Below are 2,364 nucleotides of genomic sequence, written 5' to 3' on the forward strand. Positions count from 1 at the left end.
CCAGACGCTGTCGGAGACCGACCGACGTCGCATCGCCCGCTCCGGTATGCCACCGCTGACGGTGGAGCAGGGCGTAGCCCTGTTCGACGCCGCGGTGGCCGCCGACGCGCCGGTCGTTCTCCCCGTGCGCCTCGACTTCCCGGCGCTCCGTGCGCAGGGAGAGGTTCCGCCGCTGCTCAGCGGGCTGATCCGGACGTCCACCCGCCGCGCGGCGGCCACGGGTTCCACCGAGACCACCGGGCTGGCCGAACGGCTGACCGTGCTCGGCGAGACCGAGCGCCGCGAGACGATGCTGGACCTGGTGCGCGGACACATCGCCCTCGTCCTCGGCCACTCGGGCGCACAGACGGTCCACCCCGACCGTGCCTTCCAGGACCTGGGCTTCGACTCCCTGACGGCGGTGGAGCTGCGGAACCGGCTGGGCAAGGCGACCGGACTGCGCCTGCCCGCCACCGTGGTCTTCGACTACCCGACCGCGGAACTCCTCGCCGACCACCTCCTCGACACCGTGCTCGGAACCGTGCGCGACGTGGCTGTGCCGGTCGGGTCGCTGCCGTCGGTGGCGGACGATCCGGTGGTGATCGTGGGGATGGCGTGCCGTTATCCGGGCGGTGTGTCCTCGCCCGAGGATCTGTGGCGGCTGGTGTCCGAGGGTGTCGACGCCGTGTCGGACTTCCCGGCCGACCGCGGATGGGATGTCGAGTCCCTCTACAACCCCGACCGGAGTGTGTCCGGGACGTCGTACACGCGCTCGGGCGGTTTCCTGCACGACGCGGGTGCCTTCGACCCCGAGTTCTTCGGGATGAGCCCGCGGGAGGCGGTGGCGACGGACGCGCAGCAGCGTCTGCTGCTGGAGACGACCTGGGAGGCGATCGAGCGGGCCGGGATGGACCCGGTGTCGCTGCGGGGCAGCCAGACCGGCGTCTTCACCGGCGTCATGTACAGCGATTACGGAAGCATCCTCGCCGACGAGCAGTACGAGGGCTACCGCGGCAACGGTAGCGCGGGCAGCATTGCTTCCGGCCGTGTGTCGTACACGTTCGGGTTCGAGGGTCCGGCGGTGACGGTGGACACGGCGTGTTCGTCGTCGTTGGTGGCGTTGCACTGGGCGGCGCAGGCACTGCGCTCGGGCGAGTGCTCGCTCGCCGTGGCCGGTGGTGTCACCGTCATGGCCACGCCCACCGCCTTCGTCGAGTTCTCCCGCCAGGGAGCCCTCTCCGCCGACGGCCGCTGCAAGGCATTCTCCGACACCGCTGACGGAGCCGGCTGGTCCGAAGGAGCCGGTGTACTGGTGCTGGAGCGGTTGTCGGACGCGCGGCGTCATGGTCATCGGGTGCTGGCCGTGGTGCGGGGCAGTGCGGTGAACCAGGATGGTGCGTCGAACGGTCTGACGGCGCCGAACGGTCCGTCGCAGCAGCGGGTGATCCGGCAGGCGTTGGCCAGTGGTGGGCTGTCCGCCGGTGACGTGGATGTGGTGGAGGCGCATGGTACGGGTACGACGCTGGGTGATCCGATCGAGGCGCAGGCGCTGATCGCCACCTACGGTCAGGACCGGCCGGAGGGCCGGCCGTTGTGGCTGGGGTCGGTGAAGTCGAACCTGGGTCACACGCAGGCTGCGGCCGGTGTGGCCGGTGTGATCAAGATGGTGATGGCGATGCGGCACGGTGTGCTGCCGCGCACGCTGCATGTGGATGCGCCGTCGTCGCACGTCGACTGGTCGGCGGGTGCGGTGGAGCTGCTGACCGAACCGGTGGAGTGGGCGCAGGGTCCGGGGCCGCGCCGTGCGGGTGTGTCGTCGTTCGGCATCAGCGGCACCAACGCGCACGTCATCCTCGAACAGCCCGAATTCGCGGGTGAAGGCGTCTCGGCGGCAACCGACGCCGACGACACCGAAACGGCCGTCCTGGTGCCGTGGGTCCTCTCCGGAAAGAGTGAGGCCGCGCTGCGTGCGCAGGCCGAGCGGCTGCGGGAGTTCGTGGCGGCGGACGGCTCGGCGGTCCGTGGCGTGGACCTCGGGTTCGCGCTGGCCACGCAGCGCTCCCTCTTCGACCACCGGGCTGTGGTGCTGGCGCAGGACAAGGCCACCGCCCTGCAGACGCTCGCCGCCGGTCTTCCGGACGCGGGTGTCGTGGAGGGCGTGGCCGATGGAGGTCGCACCGCCTTCCTGTTCTCGGGTCAGGGTTCGCAGCGGCTCGGTATGGGCCGTGAACTGCACGCTCGTTTCCCGGTGTTCGCGGAGGCGTTCGACGCGGTGTGCGCGGGCCTGGACGAGCACCTCGACCGGCCGTTGCGCGACGTGGTCTGGGGCGACGACGAGGAGGCGCTGAACGGGACCGCCTACGCCCAGGCGGGGGTGTTCGCGGG

General features: G+C 71.1%; 1 protein-coding gene. It reads left to right on the forward strand.

Annotated elements, in window-relative coordinates; genetic code table 11:
- Nucleotides 1-2,364, forward strand: a 2,364-nt coding sequence (locus B7767_RS45655; RefSeq protein ID WP_256923822.1) for a beta-ketoacyl synthase N-terminal-like domain-containing protein, incomplete at both ends; no start/stop codon positions are given.

Source organism: Streptomyces sp. 13-12-16 (assembly GCF_002114215.1).
In the GTDB taxonomy this organism is placed as follows: domain Bacteria; phylum Actinomycetota; class Actinomycetes; order Streptomycetales; family Streptomycetaceae; genus Streptomyces.